The organism is Marinicauda algicola, assembly GCF_017161425.1.
Lineage (GTDB): Bacteria > Pseudomonadota > Alphaproteobacteria > Caulobacterales > Maricaulaceae > Marinicauda > Marinicauda algicola.
In genome coordinates, this window is the sequence record NZ_CP071057.1 from 1,383,367 (window position 1) to 1,401,321 (window position 17,955).

19 protein-coding genes are annotated in these 17,955 nt (G+C 69.1%); 3 read left to right on the forward strand and 16 right to left on the reverse strand.

Going from position 1 to position 17,955, the window contains the following annotated elements:
• Window positions 1–10 precede the first annotated feature (10 nt).
• From JW792_RS06895 to JW792_RS06910, 4 genes are all read right to left on the reverse strand, one after another.
• Window positions 11–1,039 carry a hypothetical protein gene (locus JW792_RS06895; protein WP_135996430.1) on the reverse strand — a complete coding sequence of 343 codons (1,029 nt, stop codon included), beginning with the start codon at window positions 1,037–1,039 and terminating at the stop codon, window positions 11–13.
• Between the two features lie 82 nt (window positions 1,040–1,121).
• The gene (locus JW792_RS06900) at window positions 1,122–1,985 is read right to left on the reverse strand and encodes a hypothetical protein (RefSeq protein ID WP_135996429.1); all 864 of its coding nucleotides are present in this window, start codon (window positions 1,983–1,985) and stop codon (window positions 1,122–1,124) included.
• A 307-nt stretch (window positions 1,986–2,292) separates the two neighbouring features.
• Window positions 2,293–3,033 (reverse strand): hypothetical protein, encoded by a 741-nt coding sequence (locus JW792_RS06905; RefSeq protein WP_135996428.1) that lies wholly within the window; start codon window positions 3,031–3,033, stop codon window positions 2,293–2,295.
• Window positions 3,034–4,197, reverse strand: coding sequence for an energy transducer TonB (locus JW792_RS06910; RefSeq protein ID WP_158291625.1), 1,164 nt, complete (start codon window positions 4,195–4,197; stop codon window positions 3,034–3,036).
• A gap of 117 nt (window positions 4,198–4,314) precedes the next feature.
• Here JW792_RS06910 and trmFO point away from each other — a divergent pair, with 117 nt between their 5' ends.
• The gene (gene trmFO, locus JW792_RS06915; protein WP_135996426.1) at window positions 4,315–5,715 is read left to right on the forward strand and encodes a methylenetetrahydrofolate--tRNA-(uracil(54)-C(5))-methyltransferase (FADH(2)-oxidizing) TrmFO; all 1,401 of its coding nucleotides are present in this window, start codon (window positions 4,315–4,317) and stop codon (window positions 5,713–5,715) included.
• Here the strand turns inward: trmFO and JW792_RS06920 are convergent, their stop codons facing one another.
• Window positions 5,716–6,561: a squalene/phytoene synthase family protein gene (locus JW792_RS06920; RefSeq protein WP_135996425.1), complete on the reverse strand. Its 846-nt coding sequence runs from the start codon at window positions 6,559–6,561 to the stop codon at window positions 5,716–5,718. It abuts the gene before it with no gap.
• Between the two features lie 128 nt (window positions 6,562–6,689).
• Between JW792_RS06920 and JW792_RS06925 the strand changes: the two genes are divergently transcribed.
• On the forward strand, window positions 6,690–7,295 hold the full coding sequence (locus JW792_RS06925) for a superoxide dismutase (RefSeq protein WP_135996424.1): 606 nt from the start codon (window positions 6,690–6,692) through the stop codon (window positions 7,293–7,295).
• A gap of 75 nt (window positions 7,296–7,370) precedes the next feature.
• Window positions 7,371–8,690, forward strand: coding sequence for a serine hydrolase domain-containing protein (locus JW792_RS06930; RefSeq protein ID WP_135996423.1), 1,320 nt, complete (start codon window positions 7,371–7,373; stop codon window positions 8,688–8,690).
• A gap of 4 nt (window positions 8,691–8,694) precedes the next feature.
• On the opposite strand, the gene JW792_RS06935 is transcribed toward JW792_RS06930, so the two are convergent.
• From JW792_RS06935 to JW792_RS06985, 11 genes are all read right to left on the reverse strand, one after another.
• Window positions 8,695–9,078, reverse strand: coding sequence for an Mth938-like domain-containing protein (locus tag JW792_RS06935; protein ID WP_135996422.1), 384 nt, complete (start codon window positions 9,076–9,078; stop codon window positions 8,695–8,697).
• Window positions 9,078–10,067: a protein translocase subunit SecF gene (gene secF, locus JW792_RS06940; protein ID WP_135996421.1), complete on the reverse strand. Its 990-nt coding sequence runs from the start codon at window positions 10,065–10,067 to the stop codon at window positions 9,078–9,080. Before secF ends, JW792_RS06935 begins: the two co-directional genes overlap by 1 nt.
• Before the next feature lie 14 nt (window positions 10,068–10,081).
• Window positions 10,082–11,743, reverse strand: coding sequence for a protein translocase subunit SecD (gene secD, locus JW792_RS06945; RefSeq protein ID WP_135996420.1), 1,662 nt, complete (start codon window positions 11,741–11,743; stop codon window positions 10,082–10,084).
• A 44-nt stretch (window positions 11,744–11,787) separates the two neighbouring features.
• A complete protein-coding gene (yajC, locus tag JW792_RS06950) occupies window positions 11,788–12,162 on the reverse strand; it encodes a preprotein translocase subunit YajC (protein WP_135996419.1) in 375 nt (124 codons plus the stop codon).
• 117 nt (window positions 12,163–12,279) lie between these two features.
• The gene (locus tag JW792_RS06955) at window positions 12,280–13,182 is read right to left on the reverse strand and encodes a M23 family metallopeptidase (protein WP_158291624.1); all 903 of its coding nucleotides are present in this window, start codon (window positions 13,180–13,182) and stop codon (window positions 12,280–12,282) included.
• Between the two features lie 122 nt (window positions 13,183–13,304).
• A complete protein-coding gene (locus JW792_RS06960; protein ID WP_135996417.1) occupies window positions 13,305–13,721 on the reverse strand; it encodes a hypothetical protein in 417 nt (138 codons plus the stop codon).
• Between the two features lie 26 nt (window positions 13,722–13,747).
• The gene (locus JW792_RS06965; RefSeq protein ID WP_135996416.1) at window positions 13,748–14,155 is read right to left on the reverse strand and encodes a hypothetical protein; all 408 of its coding nucleotides are present in this window, start codon (window positions 14,153–14,155) and stop codon (window positions 13,748–13,750) included.
• A 113-nt stretch (window positions 14,156–14,268) separates the two neighbouring features.
• Window positions 14,269–14,913, reverse strand: a complete 645-nt coding sequence (locus tag JW792_RS06970) for a protein-L-isoaspartate(D-aspartate) O-methyltransferase (protein WP_135996415.1) — start codon at window positions 14,911–14,913, stop codon at window positions 14,269–14,271.
• Window positions 14,913–15,728 (reverse strand): 5'/3'-nucleotidase SurE, encoded by an 816-nt coding sequence (gene surE / locus JW792_RS06975; protein WP_135996414.1) that lies wholly within the window; start codon window positions 15,726–15,728, stop codon window positions 14,913–14,915. The genes JW792_RS06970 and surE overlap by 1 nt, the downstream gene beginning before the upstream one ends.
• Entirely contained in the window at window positions 15,725–17,002 is a 1,278-nt protein-coding gene (gene serS, locus JW792_RS06980) for a serine--tRNA ligase (RefSeq protein WP_135996413.1), read from the reverse strand. Before serS ends, surE begins: the two co-directional genes overlap by 4 nt.
• Window positions 17,003–17,255: 253 nt before the next feature.
• Window positions 17,256–17,939 (reverse strand): nitroreductase, encoded by a 684-nt coding sequence (locus tag JW792_RS06985; protein WP_206340928.1) that lies wholly within the window; start codon window positions 17,937–17,939, stop codon window positions 17,256–17,258.
• Window positions 17,940–17,955 lie beyond the last annotated feature (16 nt).

Sequence of the window (17,955 nt, forward strand, 5' to 3'; positions counted from 1 at the left end):
ATTGCGGAAATCACCCCTCGCCCGGCGCGGCGCCGACGGAGCCGGCCGGGGCGGAGATGTCCTCGGCCTTTGCCGCCTCGCCGCCGGAATGGCGCACGGCGGCGTAGGCCCCGACGCCGTGCCAGAGGCCTTCGACGATGATCTGGAAGGCGACCTGGATCAGCAGGACGAGGATGACCGCCGCGAGTATGCCGGGCTCGGTGAAGATCTGGCCCAGGATCTCGAACACCTCCTGCGCGGTCTCGGGATTGGCCTGCTCGAGTCCCTGCAGCGTGCCGAGCGAGCCGAGCAGGCCGGCGACCACGACGACCTGCTGGAATACGCTGATGATCGTCGCGCCGACCAGGATGATCGCGACGAGAACGAGATAAGACAGGAACATCCAGCCGACGATGCCCTTCGTCGCGGCGAAGCTCTCGAACAGGCGGAAGCGCTGCTCGTTCACGGTCATGGCCGGCGCGGCCGCGAACTTGATGCAGATCCAGATCGCGGCGATGGCGAGCGCGACGAAGACGAGGAACCAGACGATCCCGGCGCCGAGCCCGGCCCAGATCGAGCCCTCCCCGGCCGCGAGCAGCCCGGCCCCGCCGGCTCCGGCGATGGCGATCACGATAGCACCCGCGATCCAGGCGATGACCCAGAAGGCGATGAAGATGATGTTGATGCCGAACAGGCGAAGCTCGTCCGCGCCGAAGCGCAGCGGAATGCCGCCCTTGACCTCGTCGCGCGTCAGCAGGCGCAGCCACGCCCCCTGGATGGAGAGCGCGAACATGATGGCGAGGAGAACTCCGAGCAGGCCGAGAAGCCCGACCGAGCCAACCGCGGTCAGCGCCTGCTGCGCGCTCGGTTCGCGGCCCTCGGCCTCCATCTCGATGAGCATGGAGAGCATCGGCATGAAGGCTGCGATCATGAGCGCGACGATCAGGACATAGCCCACGATCTGGCTGATCGCGATGGCGAGGACGCCGCCGGGCCTGCGGCCGATCGCCTTGAAGAAGAAGAAGGTGGCGGTGACGAAATCGTAGGGCGCTTTGGTCATCTCTCCCCCCGGCGCTGCGTGACCCGTGAAGCTTATCCAAGCCGCGCGGGGAAGTCTTCCCGGTTTCGTGACGCCCCCGCCTTCACGCGCGATACCTGGCGTAGAGCGCGCAGAACAGCGCGGTCAGCGGCGCGGTCAGGAGGATCATCTTCAGCGCGCCGTGGACGAAGGACAGCGCGGCGAAGAGCGCGAGGGGCCCCGTCACCTCCCCCGTCGCGGCCACCATGGACTGCGCCGAGGCTGGGTAGACACCGAAGGCGGCCCCGGCGAGCGCGTTGAAGCCGGCAACGAGGGCGAGGCCCGGGACCAGCAGCGCGCCCGCGCTCGCCGTGATCGCCACGAAGCGCTTCGCCGACAGCGGCCAGACCTGCAGGATGCGGATGCGCCCGGCTTCCAGCGTCGCGGGCACGGCGAGGGAGAGCCGCGCGAACAGCCAGATCGAGAACACGGCAAAGCCCGCGATCAGCACCCCGGCGACGATCCACTCGCCCGGCCCGAACAGGGCGAAGATGTTGATGAAGCCCTCCGGCGGCTCGCTCATGCCGATGCGCTCGGCCCCGATCATGGCGAGCGCGGCGAGCATGAAGGCGAGCACCAGGAGCGCGGTGCCGAGCACCGTGAAGCACAGCACCGCGACCAGCAGCGCCACCCAGACCATGCGCAGCCCGTCCGCGTCGAAGGCGAGGCCGAACGGCCCCGCCTGCGGCAGGCCCAGCGCCGCGCGGCCGTAGCCGGCGAGCGCGGCGGCGAAGGCGAAGAAGGCGGCGAGCGCGACGATCACCCCGCCGAGCGCGGCCCCGGACGACCCCGCCGCGGCGTAGACCGTGAGAAGGCTCTGCACGGTGAAAACGAGGCCATAGAGCCCCGCCCCGGCAAGCACGGTGCGGGCATGGGCGGGGACAAAGCGGAGAGCGGCGCGGATCGCGCCCGGTTCGATGACGGTCATGGCCGCCGATCTAAGGCGAAACCGCGCCCCCGCCAAGCCGGGTGCGGCAACGCGGCCCCCGGACTTGTCCCCGGCGGGGATAGCGGGAAATCGGACTCCTACAACGACTACCGGTCTCCGGATCGCGTGTGGGGGCTGAAAGGCGCGGTAAGAGCCGTTGGAGGTTTTGTCTCGGACGAACGGCATGGGCGAGAGTCGGCTCCCCGCTTCTCCGGGGCTGCGGCGCGTGAGCGCAGGTGCAAGCGAGGCGGTGATTCTATCGTGTCGCACACCGTCGGGGGACAAGATCGGCGGCGCCTCGATCGCGCTACTGCGCTCCGCCCTCCTCCTGCGGCCCCTCCGGGACTCGGCAGAGTCGCAGGTACTCGCCGACCCCCACCTGCAGGGAGGCGCAGGGATCGAGGGCGTAGACATGTACCGGCTGGAAGGAGCGCAGCAGCGCCCCGCTGGCGCGCAGTTCGGCAAGGACAGCCGCGCCGGCAGAGGCCGGATAGGCGTAGAGCAGCTCCGCGCGCCCTGCCGGGACGCGTTCGTCTTCGCCGACCCACAAAGCGACGATCACGCTGCTCGCGCGCTCCGGCTCCCCGATCAGGAGGGCCGGATCGAGGCGGGCCCCGGCGCAGGCGGTGTCGCGTGGCGGGTCCAGATAGGGCGACCGGGCGAAGCGGTAATCCAAGGCGACATATTCACCGGGCTCGGCCTGCGCCTCCGTCACGACCGCCAGCAGGGCGTCGGGCAGCACGTCTGGGAAGGCGTCGGAGACCCGGTCGGCCACGAAGGCGCTGTAGCCGGTCGAGGACGGGCCTTCCTGATGGCCGGCGACAAATCCCATCGCGGCAACGAGCGCCGCATCCTGCCGCCAGGGACAGTCGTCCGCCTCGATCAGGCGCAGCGTCTCGTCGGCGACGTGGCTGACCTCGTGCAGATCGCCGGCGCGCCAGGCCGCCTCGAGCCGGACAAGCCCCTCCCCGATCGTCCCGACCGGGTCTGCGGGTTCGACCGCCGCCGCTGCGAGGCCGAGGGCGAAGGCAAACAGGCCGGCGAACACTCAGCCCTCCAGGATGTATTCGATGGTCGTCATCCGGCATTCCTGGCGCACCGGCTCGCCGCCGACACGGGCCGGATCGAAGCGCCAGCGCTCCACCGCCTCCACGGAGGGCTCGGCGAAGTCGGCAAACGGAATGGAGAACAGCACCTCGATGTCCTGCGTCCGGCCGGTCTCGTCGATCGCGTAGCGGATCACCACGACGCCCTCAGCACCGGCCATGGCCGCGCGCTCAGGATATCGCGGCGGCCTGCGCTCCAGCGCTACGGCGTCGCGATTGGCCGGATCGTCGGCGAGTTCGGCGTCGCCGCGCTCGGCGCACTCCTGATAGCCCTCGCTCTCGCTTTCCACCTCCTCGACCATGCCTTCCCCGGCCAGGCGGCGGAACAGGGCGAGCCGGTCGTCGCTGTCGAGCCGGCCCCGGGCATAGTCCGCCCAGTATCCGAGCCCTGTACGCATCTCCGGATGCGACCCCTCGCGGACCATCCAGGTATGGGCGACCGAGAGCCAGTAGGCCGCGTCCGTATCCTCGCGCCTGGCCGCCGCCAGCGCCCCGAGATAGAAGGAGAGGAGGGCGAAATGGCCTTCCGAGGTGAGGTCGTGATCGGCGAGCGCGTCGAACGCCTGTTGCGCCCGCAGGGCCGCGCCGCGCATCGATCCGTCCCGCCACAGGGCGTGTGCCTGGATGGCGCGGCTTAGGAAGAGCTCGTTGGCGCGCAGGCCGGGATCGATCTCCGTGGCGTTCTGCAACAGGTCGCCGGCCGTGTCGGCGAGCCGGATCGCGCCGCGCGTGTCGCCGGCGCTGAGCGCGGCCGTCGCGGCAAGGCGCCAGGTCTGGCCGATCACACCGGGGCTCTCGCCGATTTCCTGCTGCAGCCGTACGACGGCACGGTAGGCCGATCCCGCCTCCTCGTATCGGCCGAGCGCATCGGCGAGCTGGGCATAGTTGTCGGCGAGCGTTGCGGTCACGACCGGGTCGTAATCGGCCGCCTCGGCCGCCCGCCAGGCCGCGTGGGCGGCCGGCAGCGCACGCTCGTAGTCCTCCGCCTGCATCGCCGCATTGTAGGCCACATAGCTGCGGCGCACATCCTCCGGCAGATCGGACTGGGCGGATGCGGAACCGGCCGCGACGACCAGAGCCACCGCGGCAAGCCACGATCTAAACATGACGTCCTCCTCCCCTGACATGCGAATTAGCAACCAGAAGGCGGGCAGGGTCAAGCGCTGCGCCCCGAACCGGAAGAGCCTTTGAGCCGTCGCGCGAAAACCCCTATATCCCCACCCATGACACATACACCCATACACATCGTCGGCGGCGGCATGGCCGGGTCGGAAGCGGCCTGGCAGGCGGCAGAGGCCGGGGCGAAGGTCGTGCTGCACGAGATGCGGCCCGTGCGGAAGACCGAGGCGCATCAGACCGATGGCCTTGCAGAGCTCGTGTGCTCGAACAGCTTCCGCTCCGACGACGCGGCGACCAATGCGGTCGGCCTCCTGCACGAGGAGATGCGCCGGGCGAACTCGCTGATCATGGCGATGGGCGATGCCCACCAGGTGCCCGCCGGCGGCGCGCTGGCGGTCGACCGCGAGGCGTTCTCGCGCGCGGTGACGCAGAAGCTGGAAGCCCATCCCAATATCGAGATCCGCCGCGAGGAGATCGCCGGCCTGCCCCCGCAAGAGTGGGACAGCGTGATCATCGCGACCGGCCCCCTCACCTCCCCGGCGCTGGCCAAGGCCGTGCACGATCTCACCGGAGAGGGCGAGCTCGCCTTCTTCGACGCGATCGCGCCGATCGTCTATGCCGAGACGATAGACATGGACATTGCCTGGAAGCAGTCGCGCTACGACAAGGGCGACACCGAGGAGGACCGGGCGGCCTATATCAACTGCCCGATGAACCGCGAGCAGTACCACGCCTTCGTGGAGGCCCTGCTCGCCGCGCCCCAGACCGAGTTCAAGGACTGGGAGAAGGACACGCCCTATTTCGAGGCCTGCCTGCCGATCGAGGTGATGGCCGAACGCGGCGTGGAGACGCTGCGCCACGGCCCGATGAAGCCGCGCGGGCTGACCAATGCGCACGATCCCCAGACCAAGCCCTATGCGGTCGTCCAGCTCAGGCAGGACAATGCGCTGGGCACGCTGTTCAACATGGTCGGTTTCCAGACCAAGCTGAAATACGGCGCCCAGACCGACATCTTCCGCATGATCCCGGGGCTGGAGAATGCGAGCTTCGCGCGCCTGGGCGGCATTCACAGGAACACCTTCCTGAATTCGCCGAAGCTCCTGGACGGCGTCATGCGCCTGAAGGCGCGGCCGAGCCTTCGCTTCGCCGGCCAGATCACGGGCGTGGAGGGCTATGTGGAAAGCGCGGCAATGGGCCTGCTCGCGGGACGCTTCGCGGCCGCCGAGAGGCTCGGCCGGGACGTCACCCCGCCCCCGGCGACGACGGCGCTCGGATCGCTGCTGACCCACATCACCACCGGCCACGTGCCCGGCAAGAAGGGCGCCTTCCAGCCGATGAACGTCAACTTCGGCCTGTTTCCCGATATCGAGGGCCCGGCGCGGGGCCCCAACGGGGAACGCCTGCGCGGCAAGGCGAAGTCCGACGCCAAGAAGCGCGCCCAGAGTGCGCGGGCGCTGAACGATGTGGATGCCTGGCTCGGGTTGAAGGCGCAGGCGGCGGAGTAGCTACACCCGCCCGGTGAGACTGCCCCAAACCAGGCGCCACTGGCGGGTGAAGAGGGGGCGGTCGATCGTTTCGCGGTAGGGGTCCTTCGCGGCCTTCGCCTCGCGCAGGTATCCGCGGGCGAGGCCGGCATAGCCGACGGCGGGGAAGACCTCCGCCGGCAGGGCGGCGCGCGTGCGCTTCAGCATGGCGGCGTGGCTTCTCGCCTCCTCGAACAGGCCCTTCATGGCGTCCCTGACCGCGGCCGCCTTGCGCCCGCGCTGCAGCTCGGCCTCGGTCAGGCCGTGGGCCGCCATCTCCTCGGCGGCGAACGGCGGCCGGCCGGCGCTCGCGAGGCGGGGCAGAGCGCGCACGAGACCGGCAAAGCCCCACAGCCGTCCGGCGGCGTGGACGGCCGCGCCGGCTTCTCCGGTGAGGTCGATATCGGGTTTTGCCAGGCCGACTGCGGCGCGCATCACCGCGACGGCAGTGCGGTCGACATAATCGAGCCGGTCCTGCCGGGTCGGGAACGGGCCGGCACCGAGATCGGCGCTCCTGGCCTCGACGATCTCCAGCAGCGTCGCCTTGTCCGGCGCGCCGGGGGCGTGCCGGAGTTCGGAGAGCGCCTCGTAGATGTCGTGGCGGCGCACCCGGGGCGGGTCGGCGTAGAGATCCTCGACCGCCTCGCGCGCCCACTGAAGGCGCATCTCCCCGATCATCGGCTCGCTCACCGCGTCGGGTATGCGCGCGATCTCCTGGTAGAAGGCGTAGAGCGCGAACAGCCGGCCGCGCACCTGCGGCGGCGCGAACAGGGCGGCCAGGCGCCGGTCGGGATCGGTGCTGGCGAGGAGGGCGTCGAAATCGGTCACGATTTGAAACTTCCGCGGTGGACACGAGGGCGCGCGGACCCATATGAAGTTCGAATTACCAAAGGCCAACCCAATGGCACCGTTGCGCGTTGGTCTTTCACACCCGTCGACCAAGGAGAGTTTTCACCATGGCCTTTTCCCTGCCCGACCTGCCCTATTCCAAGGACGCCCTCGCGCCTCACATTTCCTCGGACACGCTGGAATTCCACCACGGAAAGCACCACAAGGCCTATGTCGACAAGGCGAATGACGCGGTCAAAGGCACCGACATGGAAGGCCAGGACCTCGTCGACGTGATCCGCAAGTCCTGGGCGTCGAAGAATATGGGCGTGTTCAACAACGCCGCCCAGATCTGGAACCATACCTTCTACTGGCACTCGATGACCCCGAACGGCGGCGGCAAGCCCTCCGGCGAGATCGCGAGCGCGATCGACAGCACCTTCGGGTCCTACGACACGTTCGTCGAGCAGTTCAAGACGGCCGGCGTCGGCCAGTTCGGCTCGGGCTGGGCCTGGCTGGTGGCCAAGAACGGCAAGCTGGAAGTCACCAAGACGCCGAATGCGGAAAACCCGCTGCAGACCGCCGATGGCGGCACCCCGCTCCTGACCATGGACGTGTGGGAGCACGCCTATTATCTCGACTACCAGAACCGGCGCCCGGACTATATCGGCGCCTTCCTGGAGCACCTGGTGAACTGGGAGTTCGCGAACGAAAACCTGAAGAAAGCGCGCTGACGTGCGTCTTCTTCGTTGATTTACCGGGCGGCCGCGGCAAACCTGTCGCGGCCGTTTCCGTCTGGGGGATTGTCCATGCTGCACCGTTCCTGGCTCGTGCTCGCGCTCGCCTCGGCCATCACCCTGTCGGCCTGCGGGCCGCGCGAGCCGGAGAGACAGGCGCCCGTGCCGGCGCAGGCGGCGGTCACGCCGGCGGCGCCCGAGCGCAGCCTCGACGCGGACGCCCTCGCCGCCCTGGATGCGCGCCTCGAGGCCCTGGCCGCGGCACAGGAGCGCTCCGGCTTCGTGGCGATCCTGGCGCGCGACGGCGAGGTCGTGCATGTCTCCGAGGCCGGCCATGCCGATATCGCGGCCGGGCGGGAAATGACCGCCGACACCGTGGTGCGCGTCGCCTCGATGACCAAGCCGGTGACGGCGGTCGCGATCATGATGCTGGTACAGGACGGGACGATCGCGCTGGACGATCCCGTGTCCGACTACATTCCCGCCTTTGCCGAGGCGCGCGTGGCGACCTCGCTCACCCGCGACGAGGCCTACGAGATCCCGACAGAGCCCCTGGCACGGCCGATCACGATCCGCGACCTGCTCACCCACACCTCCGGGATCGGCTACATCTTCGACTACGAGACCAATCTCGGCGCACTCTATCTCGGCCACAACATCTACGAGATGGAGGGCACGATGGACGAGCGCATGGAAACCCTCGCCGGCCTGCCGCTCTACTTCCAGCCGGGCGAGCGCTGGTTCTATTCCTACGCCAACGACGTGCTCGGACGCGTCGTGGAGGTGGCCTCCGGCCAGCGCCTGGAAGCCTTCATGGATGCACGCATCTTCACCCCGTTGGGCATGGAGGACACGAGCTTCTTCCTCACCCCCGAGCTCGAGGCGCGCCTGGCCACGCTCTACACCCACGGCGAGGACGGGGCGCTCGTCGCGGTGCCGGTCGAGAACGATCTCATCCGCTATACCGACATCGAGGCGGGCGGCGCGGGCCTGTTCTCCACGGCGAACGACTATATCCGCTTCGCCATGATGCTCGCCAATGGCGGCGAACTGGACGGGGTGCGACTGCTCGAGGCCGAGACGGTGGCGGACATGGTCACCGCCCATGTCGGCCTCGACCGCATGCCCGAGGCGATGCGCGCGCGCAATCTCGCCTATGGCTACGGTCTGGGCGTCTACGTCGCCGATGCGCCCGAAGGGAGCGCCCGCGCCGGCGATTTCGGCTGGGGCGGCTATTTCGACACCGATTTCTTCGTGAGCCCCGCCACCGGCCTTGCCGGCGTCGTCATGGCCCAGGAAGAGCCGGGCCCCACGACGTCGGAGACGATCGGCGCGCGCGCGGTGTTCCGGACGCTCGCGGCGCAGGCGGTGGAAGAGGGCGTGGAGGGGTAGCCCCTCACACCGCCATCAGCGCCGCCCCGACACGACGGGATTCCCCGGCGATGAGATTGTAGAGGCGGCAGGCGGCGGGGGTGTCGGCGACCTCTAGGCCGATGCCGGCCTCGCGCAGGGCCTTCCTCAGCTCGGTCGCGGGATGGCGCATGGCCGGTCCGACGCCGAGCACCAGCACGTCCGGCCTGTCGGCAGCGTCCAGGAAGAGCGAGAGATCGGCCGCCGCGACGTCCTTCGGCCCCGCCGCGTCGCCGCGCGGCCAGGGATGGACCTCGCCGGCGAAGAGCAGGATCGAGCCCTCGTGGCGCCTGCCCGCGATGCGAAAGCCGCCATCGCCGAAGGCGTCGATCGGCAGCGGCGCGTCGGGGGCCCGCTCGCGCCGGGCCATCACGCCTCCTCGTCTTCTTCGCTGGAGCGCTTGACGCCGGTCAGCATGAGCAGAGGCGCGCCGACGAAGACGGAGGAGTAGGTGCCGATCAGGATGCCCCAGATGAGCGCGACGGCGAAGCCCTGCAGCGCGGCCCCGCCGATCGTGGCCATCGCCACGAGCGCGACGAGCGTCGTGCCCGAGGTCATGAAGGTGCGCGAGAGCGTCTGGTTGATCGCCTTGTCGAGGACTTCGGGCAGCGGCATCGTCTTGTACTTGCGCAATTCCTCGCGGATGCGGTCGTAGACGACGACGGTGTCGTTCATCGAATAGCCCACGATGGTCAGGATCGCCGCGATGGTGGAGAGGTTGAACTCCATCTGCGTGACCGCGAAGAAGCCGATCGTGGCGACCACGTCGTGGGTCAGGGCGAGCACGGCGCCGATCGAGTACTGCCACTCGAAGCGGAACCAGATATAGACCAGCATCAGGAACAGCGCGGCGAGAACCGCCATCACGCCCTTCTCGACGAGTTCGCCGGAGACCTGCGGGCCGACCACCTCGAGGCGGCGGTATTCGATGCCGGGGAAGGCCTGCGACAGCTCGGCCTGGACCACGGCGCGCACGCCCTGCTGGGCGGCTTCCGCATCGAGGTCCTCCGGCCAGGCGTCCCGGCCCGCGGGCGGGGGCAGCGCGCGCACCGCCTCGGGCTCCATCGTGCCGACCGTGATCAGCACCTCGTCCGCGCCGCCGAACCCCTGGACATTGATGTCGGCAAGGCCCAGCCCGTTGAGAGTCGAGCGGATCGCACCGAGATCGGCCGGGCCCTCGGTCTGCACCTCGATCAGCGTGCCGCCACGAAAGTCGATCCCGAAATTCAGACCGATCGCGAAGAAGGCCGCGATCGAGCCGATCATCAGGGCGAGCGAGATGGCGAAGGCCGCGAAGCGCAGCCGGATGAACCTGAACTTCGTTTCGACCGGAAAGAACCGTATGAGAGCGATCTTCATGGGAGCGGTCCTTCCTAGAATGCGAGCGTTTTCGGGCGCTGGAACCGCAGCCAGAACGAGATGACGAGCCGCGAGAAGGTGTAGGCGGTGAAGACCGAGGTCAGAATGCCGATCCCCAGCGTCACGGCGAAGCCGCGCACCGGCCCGGCACCCATCATGTAGAGCACCGCCGCGGCGATGAAGGTCGTCACGTTGGCGTCCAGAATGGCCGCGAAGGCCCGGTTGAAGCCGGACTCGATGGCGTTCACCACGCTGCGCCCGGCCTGGTATTCCTCACGTATGCGCTCGAAGATCAGCACGTTGGCGTCCACCGCCATGCCGATGGTCAGGATGATGCCGCCGATGCCCGGCAGGGTGAGCGTCGCCTGCAGGCCCGACAGCGCGCCCAGGATCAGCACGACGTTGGCCAGCAGGGCGATCGTGGCGAACACGCCGAACAGGCCGTAGGCCAGCAGCATGACGACGATCACGAGCGCAAACCCGATCGTCACCGCGATCTGTCCGGCCTCGATGGAGTCCTGTCCCAGGCCCGGGCCGACGGTGCGCAGCTCGACCGGGGTCAGGGAGGCCGGCAGCGCGCCGGCATTGAGCATGTTGGCAAGGTCGTTGGCCGTCTGGACGGTGAAGCCGCCCTCGATGAAGCCGGACCCGCCGGTGATCGGCGAGTTGATCCGCGGCGCCGAGATCACCTCCTCGTCGAGCACGACGGCGAAGCGCTGGCCGACATTCTGCGAGGTCACGTCGGCGAAGATGCGCGCGCCTGAGGTGTTGAAGCGGAAGTTCACGACGACCTGCCCCTCCGGGCCGAACCCCTGGCTGGCATTGACCAGCTGGTCGCCGGTGATCAGCGCGCGGCGCTGGACCGCGATATAGGGCACGCCGCCGAACTCGGCCGCGCCGGGATAGGGCAGCACCATCACACCCGGCGGGGTGCGCGCCTCCCCGCCCGGACCGATGTCGACATTGGGTTCGACCATGTGGAAGGTCAGGCGCGCCGCGGTGCCCACCAGATCGATGATGCGCTGGGGATCGCTTTCGCCGGGCACCTGCACCAGAACGCGGTCCTCGCCCTGGCGCGCGATGGTCGGCTCGGTCGTGCCGGTCGCGTCGATGCGCCGGCGGATGACCTCGATCGACTGGGTCACGGTGCGCTGCCGGATCGCCTCGAAGGCAGCGTCGGTGATCGACAGGCGGAGGGTCTGGCCGTCCTCGCCGCGCACGATGTCGAGCGTCTGCTGCAGGCTCTGCCCGCCGCCCGCCGTCGTGACCGGCTCGTTGAGCGCGCGCAGCGCCTCCAGGGCCCGGTCCATGTCCTCGGCACCGGGCAGGCGCACGATCACCTCGCCGGCGACCACGGCCGGGCGCGTGAAGATGGGCGGCTCGAGCTGGCGCAGGGCATTGCGCGCATCCTCGGCGAGATTGTCGAGTCGCTCCTGGCGCACCTCGTCCATGTCGACTTCGAAGACGATGTGCGAGCCGCCGCGCAGGTCGAGGCCGAGATTGACCGTCTTGTGCGGCAGGATCGTCCAGATGCCCTTGGGCTCGGGCGCCTCGCCTTCGGCACGGGCCGGCTCCATGCGGACCGACTCGGGCACGAAATTGGGCACGGAGAACAGGATACCGAGCACGATCACGCCGAGTACGAGCGCGATCTTCCAGGGCGGGAAATACAGCATGGCGAGCCTTGAACGCTAGGACGGGCGGAAGACGGAAGCGGGCCTCAGGCCTTGTCTTCCTCGTCCTCTTCCGCCGCCTTGGATTTCGAGCCCTTCGACGGCTCGGTGCGCGAGCGGACCTCGGAGATGGTGTGCTTGACCACCTTCACGCGGACATTCTCGGCGAGTTCGACGGTGACCTCGTTCTCCGCGATGCGGGTGACCTTGCCGATCATGCCGCCGGCGGTGACGACCTCGTCGCCGCGGCGCAGGTTCTCGATCATCTCGCGATGCTTCTTCATGCGCTGCTGCTGCGGGCGGATCAGCAGGAAGTAGAACACGACGAAGATCAGGATCAGCGGCGCGATCTGGATCAGGAAGGCGCTGGCACCGCCGCCGCCGGCCGCCGCCGCAAGGATGAGATGGTCAGTGAAGAACATGGAAACGGTCCTTGGCGATATGAGGGTTTGTAACGAGTCGCGGGACTATATCGGCGCGCGGGCGCGTTGCAACAAGACCCGGCCGGTCGAATCAGCGCGGCTTCGCCGGGGAACGGCCTAATCGAGGTGGCTGGCCGGGTCGACCGGCGTCACGCCGCGCCGGATCTCGAAATAGAGCTGGACGCGTTCGGCATTGCCGGTTGCCCCGGCTTCCGCGATCTGGGTGCCCTGGCTCACCTGGTCGCCGACGGCCACGAGCAGGCGCGAGTTGTGCGCATAGGCCGTGACCCAGTTTCCCGAATGGCGCACGAGCACGAGTTCGCCATAGCCCTGCAGCTCGTTGCCGGCATAGACGACCTCGCCGGGCGCGGCCGCGCGCACCGGTTCGCCGAGCCGGGCCGCGATGGTCCAGCCGTCCTTGCGCCCGCCGCCCGGCTGGGCACCGTAGCGCGAGATCACCTCCCCGCGCAGCGGCCAGGCGAAGTCCGGCGCGCCCGCGGCCGGCGGGGGCGGCGGAGGCGGCGACGCGGCCGCCGGCGTGTAGCGCGGCGGGGCCTCCTCGACCCGGAGCTGGCTGTCCGGCGATGCCGCCTCGTAGGCCGGCGCGCTCGCCACCGCACGCGGCTCGCCGCGCACGCGCAGCTCCTGGCCGGGATAGATCGTGTAGGGCGGGGCGAGGCCGTTGAGCGCGGCCAGATCCTCCACGCTCATCGAGTGGGCAAGCGCGATGCGGTAGAGATTCTGACCGCGCTGCACGGTATAGGTCGCCGGGCCTGGGATGCGCAGCGTCTGGCCGGGCGCGATGGTGAAGGGGGCGCCGATGCCGTTCTCCGCGGCGAGGTCGACATAGGAGACCCCGCAGCGCCGGGCGATGGCGTTGAGCGTGTCCCCGTCGCGCACGGTGTAGCGCGCGCCGCAGGCCTGGGCCGCGCCTGCCCCGCCGGAAATGCGGTAGTCGATCTCGGCCGGCCCGCCCGGGCCCGAGCCGCATCCGGCCAGCACGACGAGCGCCGCTGACACAGCGGCGCTCGCACGTAGGGTTCTGGCGCGATGGCCCATCGGGGCGCGACCTCATGACCGGAAGGCGTTCGACCGGCCCCGATTGTGTCCCCTGAGCGTTAATCAGGCGTTAGTTAAGCCGCTCACTCGCCGGCCGGCGCGAGACGCTCGTACGCGCCGAGGGCGCAGGAGCCGGTCGGGATGTCCGTGGTCTGCTGCATCACCCGGATGATCTCCCCGCGGCACAGCTGCGTCGTGGGGATGTCGTAGAACAGGTAGGTGAAGGCGCTGTCGGCCTGATTGCAGCCGGGGCTCACGACATTGACGTAGCGTTCCCCGGTCACGGTCTCCACGATCCAGATCCGGTCGGTGACCGCATCGATCTCGTCGATGCGGGTCGTGTTGAGGCAGGACTCCGTCTCGCCGGTGCGCTGATAGCCCTCGGGCAGCGCCTGTGCGATGGCCTCCTCGGTCGGGGCCTCGGTCCCGGCCGGGGTCTGGCAGCCCGCGAGCGCGAAGGCGCCGGCCGCGGCCAGGATCGGCGAGGTCAGGGTTCTCATGACAATGCTCCGTTTCTGCGGGAGGATCACTGCGTGACCGGCTCGAGGCGCTCGTAATCGCCGAGCGCGCAGGACCCGCGCGGCAGGTCCCCGGCCGTGTCCAGCACGTTCACCGTGTCGTTGTCGCAGAGGCGCGAACCGGAGATCTCGTACTGGATGTAGGTGAAGTTGGTCTCCGCGTCGTAGCACCCCTGGCTGACCTCGTTGAGGTAGACCGTGCCGTCGCGCATGACGAAGAGCCAGAGCCGCTCGGTGATCGGCTCGATCTCGTCCATCTGGGTCACGTTGATGCACTCCCGGGTTTCCCCGGTGCGGTTGTACTGGGCGAGGATGTCTTCGGCATCGCCCATCGCCTGGTTGCCGGGGGTTTCGCAAGCGGCAAGCGCCAGACCCGCGATCGCCGCCGCCGCCAGACAGGCAAGTTTCGTGGTCATGAGCATCTCTCCCGGTGCTGAAAGGCGGTCCCTGCCCGCCTCGCAGGCAGAATAGCCCATGCCGGACTAACCGTCAGCATGCCGGAGCGTTCCATCGAGGCCCGCGGGAGCGCCTAGAGCGCGCGGGCCGGGCCCGGGACCAGCGGCACGAAGCGCACGTCGCCGAGCGCGGTCTCGGCGATCTCGTCGCCGCGGCGCTCGTAGCGCATCAGGGTCTGGACCGGCCCGTTCTGCACCGGGGCGACGCACAGGCCGCCATCCTTCAGCTGCTCGAGCAGCGCTTCGGGGCGCTCCGGCGCGGCGGCGGTGACCATGATGCGGTCGAACGGGGCCTGCTCGGGCCAGCCCTTCGAGCCGTCCCCGATCCGCGTGACGATGTTGGTCAGGCGCAGCGTCTCGAAGCGCGCCTCGGCCGCCTTCAGCAGGGTGCGGTAGCGCTCGATCGTATAGACCCGCCGGGCGAGCCGGGCGAGAATCGCGGCCTGGTAGCCCGAGCCGGTGCCGATCTCGAGCACCTTGCAGCGGTCGTCGACCTTGAGCGCCTGCGTCATCAGCGCGACGACATAGGGCTGGGAAATGGTCTGGCCGCAATCGATGGGCAGGGGCCGGTTCTCCCAGGCCTGGTCGAGAAAGCCCGGCGCGACGAACAGGTCGCGCGGGGTGCGCTCGATCGCGCCCAGCACGGCCTTGTCGGTGATGCCCGCCTTCCTCAGCGCCATGACGAGCTGGATGGTGCGCGGATCGTGCGGCTCGGCCATCAGGCGCCGCCCTTCTCCGGCTCGACCCGCCCGTTCATCGCCTCGGCCAGGCGCTCTCGGGTCTCGTGGTGGGTCAGGTCCATGTGCAGCGGCGTGATCGAGATGCGGCCCTCGTAGGTGGCGCGAAGATCGGTGCCGAGCGGGGGATCGGAGAGCTTGCCGTGGAAGCCGAGCCAGTAATAGGCCTGGCCGCGGAGATCGGTGCGCGCCTCGGCATGCAGGTTGTGCTGGTCGCGCCGGCCCTGGACGGTGACCTCGATCTCGCGCACGTCCTCCGGCTCGCGGTCGGGGAAGTTCACGTTCATGATCACGTTCTCGCTCCAGCGCGTCTCCAGCAGGCGCTTGAGCACCACCGGGCCGAAGGCCCGCGCGGTCTGCCACTTGATGGCGGCCCGCCCCTCGAAGCCGTAGGCCTGGGAGAACGCGATCGAGGGAATGCCGAGGGTCAGCCCCTGCATCGCGCCGGCGACCGTGCCGGAGACGGTGACGTCCTCGGCGATGTTCTGGCCGCGATTGACGCCGGAGAGGACGAGGTCGGGCTCCCTGCCGGTGACGATGTCCTGCACACCCATCAGCACGCAGTCGGACGGCGTGCCGGTGACCGCATACCAGCGCTCCTCGGTCTCGCGGATGCGCAGCGGCATGTTCAGGGTCAGCGCCCGGCTCATGCCCGACTGCTCCTCGGCCGGGGCGACCACCCAGACATCGTCGGAGATCGAGCGCGCGATGTCCCAGAGCACCTTCAGCCCCGGCGCGCGGATGCCGTCGTCATTGGTGATGAGGATGCGCGGATTGTCGCCGAGGAAGGAGGTCATGACGCGGTGAGCACCTCGACGCCGCCCAGATAGGGCTGTAGGGCCTTCGGGATCGCGATCGTGCCGTCCGCGCGCTGGTGGTTTTCCAGAACCGCGACCAGCGCGCGCCCGACGGCCACGCCCGAACCGTTGAGCGTGTGAAGGAATTCCGGCTTCTTCTCGCCTTCGCGCCGGAAGCGCGCATTCATGCGCCGGGCCTGGAAATCGCCGCAGTCCGAGCAGGAGGAGATTTCCCGGTAGGTATCCTGGCTCGGCAGCCAGACCTCGAGATCGTAGGTCTTCCTCGCGGCGAACCCCATGTCCCCGGTCGAGAGCAGCATCACCCGGTAGGGCAGTTCGAGCCGGCGCAGGATCTCCTCCGCGCAGTTCGTCATGCGCTCGAGCTCGTCCTCGCTCTCCTCCGGCTTCACGATGGAGACGAGCTCCACCTTGTCGAACTGGTGCATGCGGATGAGCCCGCGCGTATCGCGTCCGGCCGAGCCGGCTTCGGAGCGGAAGCAGGGCGTGTGCGCGGTCATGCGCAGCGGGAATTTGTCCTCGGCGTGGATGGCGTCGCGCACGATGTTCGTCAGCGGCACTTCGGCGGTGGGGATCAGCCAGTGGTGGTCGGCGCGGAACAGATCCTCGGCGAACTTAGGCAGCTGGCCCGTCCCGAACAGGGCCTCGTCGCGCACCATGTAGGGCGGGCTGACCTCGCGATAGCCGTGCTCGGCCGTGTGGATGTCCAGCATGAAGGCGGCGAGCGCGCGGTGCAGGCGCGAGACCGGCCCGCTCATCACGGCAAAGCGCGCGCCCGACATCGCCGCGGCGCTCTCGAAATCGAGCCCGTTCAGCCCCTCGCCGAGCGCGACATGGTCCCTCACCTCGAAATCGTACGCCTTGGGCTCGCCCCAGCCGCGCACCTCCTCGTTGGCGCTCTCGTCGGCGCCGACCGGCACGTCCTCGTGGGGCATGTTGGGCAGGCTGGCCAGATGCTGATCGAGAAGTTCGTCGCCCTTGCGGGCGGCCTCGTCGGCTTCCTCCATTTTCGCCTTGAGGGCCTCGACCTCCGCGCGCAGGCGCTCGAACTCGGCCTCGTCGCCTTTGGCCTTGGCCTGGCCGATCAGCCTGGACTTGGCATTGCGCTCGGTCTCCAGCTCCTGGCGGGCCGTGGTGGCCTCGCGCCTGGCCCTGTCGAGCTCGATCAGCCGGGCGGACTGAGCCTCCAGCCCGCGCGCGCGCATCGCGGCGTCGAAGGCTTCGGGATTCTCGCGGATGAAGCGGATATCGTGCATGGAAAGGACAGCCCTGGCCGGAAACAAGCCCGGGTGATAGCGCCGGGCGGGTGCTGCGTCTACCGGGGCGGTGCGGGGAGCGAGTGGGGGAAAGCTTCACCCCTGACACTGTCATTCTCCGGCCGAGCGAAGCGAGGACCGGGCAAGCCATGCCTGAACCTCGGACGATGTAGCCCCGCATCACCGGACCGACATGGGTGGCCCGGTCAAACCGGGCCATGACCGGCTGGTGGAGGCACAGGCCGGCTGGTCCTCAGAACCCCTCGAACGTCGCGAATTCGTCGACGTCCGCGCGTTCGGACCGGAGCCTGTTGACCGGCGCGTCCGGGTCGGCGTGGCCGAGCGCCATGCCGCAATAGACGATGTAGGGCTCTTCCACGCCGAGCACCTTCGCAACCGTTTTCGCACGCGGGGTCCAGGCTTCCTGCATGCAGGTGGCCAGGCCCGCCTCCTGCGCGGCGAGGGCGAGGCTCATCATGAACATGCCCAGATGCGCCCACTGGCCGGGGCCCATGCGCCCGTCGATGGAGAAGAACAGCCCGACCGGCGCGCCGAAGAACTCGTAATTGCGCATCAGGTGGTCGAGCCGGGCGAGCTTGTCCTCGCGCGGGATGCCGAGCAGCTCGTACATGTCCTCGCCCACCCGGAAGCGGCGCGAGCGATAGGGCTCCCACAGCTTGTCGGGATAGACGGAGAACTCGCTCTCGTTGGCGAAGGGGTCGGCCTGCAGGCTCTCCTTCACCGCGTCGATGACCGCCTGGCGCTTGTCGCCGGCCACGACATGGACCCGCCAGGGCTGCAGATTGCCGCCCGAGGCCGCCCAGCGCGCCTTTTCGAGGAGGTCGCGGACCTCTTTTTCGCTCACCGGCGTATCCAGGAAGGCGCGCGTCGAGATGCGCGATTTCAGCGCCTCGCTGACGCTCATCGAGTTCGGCATGTGGCCCCCGCCGGCG